The sequence below is a fragment of the Dactylosporangium sp. CS-047395 genome (genome assembly GCF_050942185.1).
Taxonomy (GTDB): Bacteria; Actinomycetota; Actinomycetes; order Mycobacteriales; family Micromonosporaceae; genus Dactylosporangium.
In genome coordinates this window covers 8,378,947-8,384,929 of record NZ_CP192015.1, presented here as the reverse complement: position 1 = coordinate 8,384,929, position 5,983 = coordinate 8,378,947, and the positions used below count along the sequence as shown (strand labels likewise).

The following is a 5,983-nucleotide window of genomic DNA, read 5'->3' as shown; positions in this document are numbered from 1 at the left end:
CTTAGGCTAACCTTACATCGAAGGAGGATCATGGACGGGATCGCGCTGGTGACAGGCGCCGCTCAGGGCATCGGCCGCGCCGTCGCCGTGGCGTTCGCCGCCGGCGGCACCCGGGTCGCGGCGGTCGACCGCGACGCCGACGGCGTCGCCAAGCTCGCCGCCGAGTTCGACGGCATCGCCGCCCACCCCGCCGACGTCAGTTCGGCGGCACAGGTGGAGGACGTCGTCGCGGCCGTCGAGGCCGGGCTCGGCCCGATCACCGTCCTGGTCAACGTGGCCGGGATCCTGCGCACCGGCCCGGTGCTCGGCTGCTCCGACGCCGACTGGGCCGACACGTTCGCGGTCAACGCGACCGGGGTATTCCACGCCAGCCGTGCGGTGGCCCGGCGGATGCGGGTCCGCCGGGCCGGCGCCATCGTGACCGTCTCGTCCAACGCGGCCGGTGTGCCGCGGGCCGGGATGGCCGCGTACGCCGCGTCCAAGGCGGCCGCGACCCACTTCACCAAGAGCCTCGGGCTGGAGCTGGCGGAGTACGGCATCCGCTGCAACGTCGTCGCCCCCGGCTCGACCGACACCCCGATGCAGCGGGCCATGTGGGCCGGACACCCCGGCGGGCCCGCGGCCGGGGCGGCGGCGGTCGTCGCCGGCGACCCCGCGGCCTACCGGTCCGGCATTCCCCTCGGGCGCATCGCCGAGCCCGAGGACATCGCCGACGCCGTGCTCTTCCTCGCCTCGGAGCGCGCCCGGCACATCACCATGCACGACCTGTACGTCGACGGCGGCGCCACGCTGCGCGCCTGAGCGCCGATCCCGGCAACACCCTGCCGGCCGAAGGGAGCACCACCCGTGACCACCGTCTCCACCGAGCCCGCCGTCGGCTCCGCCGCCGAACTCGTCGCCGCGTACCGCCCCGGCACGTCCTCGCTCTTCGCCTCGCCGCGCGGCACGCTGCTGGCCGAGGGCACGTACTTCGCGGTCCCGCCCTCCGGCCGCCGCGACGCCCTGGCCGACCTCGACCGCCGGGTGCAGGCCGTGCTCGGCGTGGCCGAGGCGGCCGGGCACTCGGTGCGCACCGTGGTCGGCGCGGTGCCGTTCGCCCCGGACGCGCACGCCCATTTGGTCGTCCCCCTGCACCTGCGGCGCGGCCGCCCCATGGGCCCCGGCGAGCCCGCCGGCCCCGCGGCCGTGCAGGCCATCGACCGGCTGCGTCCGGTGCCCGCGCCCGACCGGTACGCGGCCGCCGTCGACCGGGCGGTGCGGGAGATCGGCGACGGGCAGTACACCAAGGTGGTGCTGGCCCGCTCGCTGCGGGCCGACGCGCCCGGCTTCGACCCGGCGCCGGTGGTGCGGGCGCTCGCGGCGCGGGAGCCCGGCGGGTACACCTTCGGCATCGATCTGGGCGGGGGGCGAACACTGCTCGGGGCCAGTCCCGAGTTGCTCGTCTCCCGGCACGGCCGGCAGGTCGCGGCCCACCCGCTCGCCGGCTCGGCCGCCCGCAGCGCCGACCCGGCCGAGGACGCCCGCCGCGCCGCCGCCCTGCTGCGCTCCGAGAAGGACCGGCACGAGCACGCGGTCGTGACCCGGGCCGTGGCCGACGCGCTGCGCCCGTTCTGCGCACAGCTCACGGTGCCCGCGGAGCCCACGCTGGTGCGCACCAACACCATGTGGCACCTGGGCACCCTGGTCACCGGCACCGTCGCCGACCCGGCCGTGAGCGCGCTGACCCTGGCCGCCGCGCTGCACCCGACGCCCGCGGTGTGCGGCACCCCGACCGTGGCCGCGCGGGCCGCGATCGGCGAGCTCGAACCGTTCGACCGCGGCTTCTACACCGGCATGGTCGGCTGGGTCGACGCGGCCGGGGACGGCGAGTGGGCGGTCACCATCCGCTGCGCGGTCGCCGACGCCGGTGGCCTCGACCTGTTCGCCGGGGCCGGGATCGTGGCCGGCTCCGATCCCGAGGCCGAGCTGGCCGAGACCTCCGCGAAGCTCGGCACCATGCTGGCCGCCCTCGGGCTGGCGACGGAGCAGGCCGATGTTTCCTGAGGAATTCGCCCGGGTGTACCGCGACCGCGGCTACTGGACCGGCCAGACCTTCGACGACCTGCTGCGCGAGCGGGCCGCAGCGCACGGCGACCGGATCGCGGTCGTGGACGGCGCCGACCGGGTCAGCTACGCGCAGCTGCGCGACCGGGCCCTGCGCCTGGCCGCCGGCCTGCACGGGATCGGGGTGCGCCGGGGCGACCGGGTGGTGGTGCAGCTGCCCAACACCGCCGCGTACTTCGACGTCGTCTTCGCGCTGTTCCGCCTCGGCGCGCTGCCGGTCTTCGCGCTGCCGGCGCACCGCTCGGCCGAGATCGGCTACTTCTGCGCCCACACCGAGGCGGTCGCGTTCGTCACCACCGACGTGCACGAGGGCTTCGACCACCGCACCCTCGCCACCGCGGCCGAGCCCGCCACCCTCATCGTGGCCGGCGACGCCGGTGGGCACGTGCGGCTCGACTCGCTCTACGCGGACCCGGCCGACGTGGCCCGGCTGCCCGCCGGCCCGGCGGCCGACGAGGTCGCGTTCCTGCAGCTGTCCGGCGGCAGCACCGGGCTGCCGAAGCTCATCCCGCGCACGCACGACGACTACCTGTACAGCGTCCGCGCCTCCGCCGAGATCTGCGCGCTCGGCCCGGACAGTATTTATCTGACGGCGCTGCCGGTGTCGCACAACTTCACCATGTCCTCACCGGGCGTGCTCGGCGTGCTGCACGCGGGCGGCCGGATCGTGCTCGCCCCGCGGCCCGACCCGGCGACCGTCCTGCCGCTGATCGCGGCCGAGCGGGTCACCATCACCGCCGTCGTACCGCCCCTGGCCCTGCTCTGGCTGGAGGCCGTCGAGGCCGCCGCGGACAGGCCGGACCTGTCCAGCCTGGCCGTGCTCCAGGTCGGCGGGGCCAAGCTCGTCGACACCGTCGCCGCGCGGATCGGCCCCGGCCTCGGCTGCCGCCTGCAACAGGTGTTCGGGATGGCCGAGGGGCTCGTGAACTACACCCGGCTCGACGACCCCGACGAGATCGTGCTGCACACCCAGGGCCGGCCGATCAGCCCCGACGACGAGCTGCGCATCGTGGACGAGCGCGACGAGCCGGTGCCGGTGGGGGAGGTGGGGCACCTGCTCACGCGCGGGCCGTACACCATCCGCGGGTACTGGCGGGCCGCCGAGCACAACCGCACCGCCTTCACCGCCGACGGCTTCTACCGCACCGGCGACCTGGTCCGGCTGCGCCCCGACGGCTACCTGGTGGTCGAGGGCCGGGCCAAGGACCAGATCAACCGGGGCGGCGAGAAGATCGCGGCCGAGGAGGTCGAGAACCACCTGCTGACCCATCCCGCGGTGCACGACGCCGCGGTCGTCGCGGTGCCCGACGCCTATCTCGGCGAGCGCAGCTGCGCGTTCGTGGTGCCCCGGCCCGGCGCCGCCCCGCTCACCCTGCCCGCCCTGCGCCGGCACATGCGCGAGCGCGGGCTCGCCGCCTACAAGATCCCGGACCGGCTGCAGATCCTCGCGGCGTTCCCCGTCACCGGCGTCGGCAAAGTCAGCCGCCGCGAGCTCCGCGCGGCCCTGGCCGCGACCCAGAAAGGCTGAGCCGTGCTGCCCCGAATCACCCCGTACCCGGTGCCGACCGACCTCGGTATCGCCCAGGCCCGCGTCGGCTGGCGCCCCGATCCGGCCCGCGCCGCGCTGCTCGTGCACGACATGCAGCACTACTTCCTGGCCCCGTTCGGCACCTCCGACCAGGCGCTGATCGGCCGGGTCGTGGACAACATCAACGGGCTGCGCAAGCACGCGGCCGAGCTCGGGATCCCGGTCGTGTTCTCGGCCCAGCCCGGCGGGCAGAGCCTGGCCGAGCGCGGGCTGCTGCAGGACTTCTGGGGCGACGGACCGCCGCCGGACGAGCGCGCGCTCGCGATCGCCGACGCGCTCACCCCGGCCGCCGGCGAGCACCGCGTGACCAAGCGCCGCTACAGCGCCTTCGTCGGCACCCCGCTCGCCGCGCTGCTGGGCGGGCGGGACCAGCTCATCATCACCGGCGTGTACGCCCACATCGGGGTGCTCGCCACCGCGCTGGACGCGTTCATGCGCGACATCCAGCCGTTCGTGGTCGCCGACGCCGTCGCCGACTTCAGCCCCGCCCACCACCGTGACGCGCTGCGGCACGTCCGGGACCGCTGTGGCGTCGTGGCCACGGCGGCCGAGATCACCGAGGGACTGCAGTGACCGACGTGAAAGGCGAACCCATGGACGCAGGCGTGTACGACGTCGTCGGCATCGGCTTCGGGCCGTCCAACCTCGCGCTGGCGATCGCGATCGAGGAGTACAACTCCTGCCGCCCGGCACCCGAGCAGATCCGCGCGGTGTTCGTGGAGCAGCAGGACACCTTCGGCTGGCACCGCGGGATGCTCTTCGAGGACGCCACCATGCAGGTGTCGTTCCTCAAGGACCTCGTGACGCTGCGCAATCCGGCCAGCGGCTACAGCTTCGTGTCCTACCTGCACGCCAAGGACCGGCTGGCCGACTTCATCAACTACAAGACGATGTACCCGCTGCGGGTCGAGTTCCACGACTACCTCGAATGGGCCGCGGACCGGGTGGGCGAGCCGGTGCTGTACGGCCACACGGTCACCGACGTCGTCCCGGCCGCCGGCGGCGCGCTGCTCGAGGTGGTCGCCGCGCACCGCGGGGGAGTGCTCCGGCTGAGCGCCCGCAACGTCGTCGTCGCCGTCGGCCTGGAGCCGAGCCTGCCGGCCGGGGTGGAGGCGGCCGAGCGGGTGTGGCACAACCTCGACATCCTGCACCGGGCCGAGCGCTTCGCGGTCGAGCGGCCCGAGCGGTTCATCGTGGTCGGGGCCGGGCAGAGCGCCGCCGAGTCGGTGGCGTTCCTGCACGAGCGCTACCCGTCGGCCGAGGTCTGCTCGGTGTTCTTCCGCTACGGCTACAGCCCGGCCGACGACAGCAACTTCGCCAACCGCATCTTCGACCCGGAGGCGGTCGACCTCTACTTCGACGCGCCCGCCGACGTGAAGCGGATGCTCTTCGACTACCACCGCAACACCAATTACTCCGTCGTCGACGGCGACCTCATCGAGGACCTCTACCGTCGCTCGTACCGCGAGCAGGTCCTCGGCCGCCGCCGGCTGCGCATGCTCAACGCCTCGCGGCTGGCGGAGCTGCGGGCCCGGGCGGACGGCGTGACGGCGGTCGTGGAGCACCTGCCCTCGGGGGAGCACCTGACCCTCGACGCCGACGCGATCGTCTACGCCACCGGCTACCGCCCGGTCGACGCGGCCCGCCTGCTCGGCGCGGCCGGGGCGCACTGCCTGCGCGACGAGGAGGGGCTGCTGCGGGTCGGCCGCGACTACCGCGTCCGCACCGGCGAGGCGCTGCGGGCCGGGGTCTACGTCCAGGGCGGCACCGAGCACGCGCACGGGATAACGTCGACGCTGCTGTCGGCGGTGGCGGTGCGTTCCGGCGAGATCGCGGCCTCGCTCGGGGCGGCGGTCGCGGACCGGGCCGGGCTCGCCGACGAGGCCGTCCGGCCGCTCGTGGGCACGGCGCCATAGCGGGCTCACGGGCGTCCCGGAACCGAACCTAGCAGCCACAATCCGACCTCGCCCGACATTTGCCCGGTTACAAGCGTCCGGCGCGCTTAAAAGTGAGTCCATTGTGGATTCGTCAGAGGAATAACGACATAAATATGCGCACCTAAACCATCCGAAATGGGTGATCCTCGGGATGAAAGCCGGAGGAGAGGTGTGCCGGAGTGGCTGCATGCGATCGGATCGCGATGCGACGGGCCGTCCTGTTGGGTCTGTTCATCGTTGCCGGAATCGGATTCGTCCTGCTGGCCCTTGCCCATCGTGCGGAAGCCAGTCCCACCGCCGATGCGAGCAAGGGCCCAGCGGTCGTGTCGACGAAGGCTCCGAAGGCGGTGAAACC

The 5,983-nt window shown here is 74.0% G+C and carries 5 protein-coding genes; all 5 read left to right on the top strand.

What is annotated here, in order from left to right; all coding sequences use genetic code 11:
* Window positions 1-30 precede the first annotated feature (30 nt).
* From ACQP00_RS39345 to ACQP00_RS39325, 5 genes are read left to right on the top strand one after another with little or no spacing between them, the layout of a single operon-like run.
* Window positions 31-801 carry a 2,3-dihydro-2,3-dihydroxybenzoate dehydrogenase gene (locus ACQP00_RS39345; protein ID WP_433206325.1) on the top strand — a complete coding sequence of 257 codons (771 nt, stop codon included), beginning with the start codon at window positions 31-33 and terminating at the stop codon, window positions 799-801.
* A 45-nt stretch (window positions 802-846) separates the two neighbouring features.
* Window positions 847-2,043, top strand: a complete 1,197-nt coding sequence (locus tag ACQP00_RS39340) for an isochorismate synthase (RefSeq protein WP_433206322.1) — start codon at window positions 847-849, stop codon at window positions 2,041-2,043.
* Entirely contained in the window at window positions 2,033-3,631 is a 1,599-nt protein-coding gene (locus tag ACQP00_RS39335; RefSeq protein WP_433206319.1) for a (2,3-dihydroxybenzoyl)adenylate synthase, read from the top strand. Before ACQP00_RS39340 ends, ACQP00_RS39335 begins: the two co-directional genes overlap by 11 nt.
* Window positions 3,632-3,634: 3 nt before the next feature.
* Complete coding sequence (locus ACQP00_RS39330) at window positions 3,635-4,264, top strand: isochorismatase family protein (RefSeq protein ID WP_433206316.1); 630 nt, start codon at window positions 3,635-3,637, stop codon at window positions 4,262-4,264.
* 20 nt (window positions 4,265-4,284) lie between these two features.
* Entirely contained in the window at window positions 4,285-5,607 is a 1,323-nt protein-coding gene (locus ACQP00_RS39325) for a lysine N(6)-hydroxylase/L-ornithine N(5)-oxygenase family protein (RefSeq protein ID WP_433206313.1), read from the top strand.
* Window positions 5,608-5,983 lie beyond the last annotated feature (376 nt).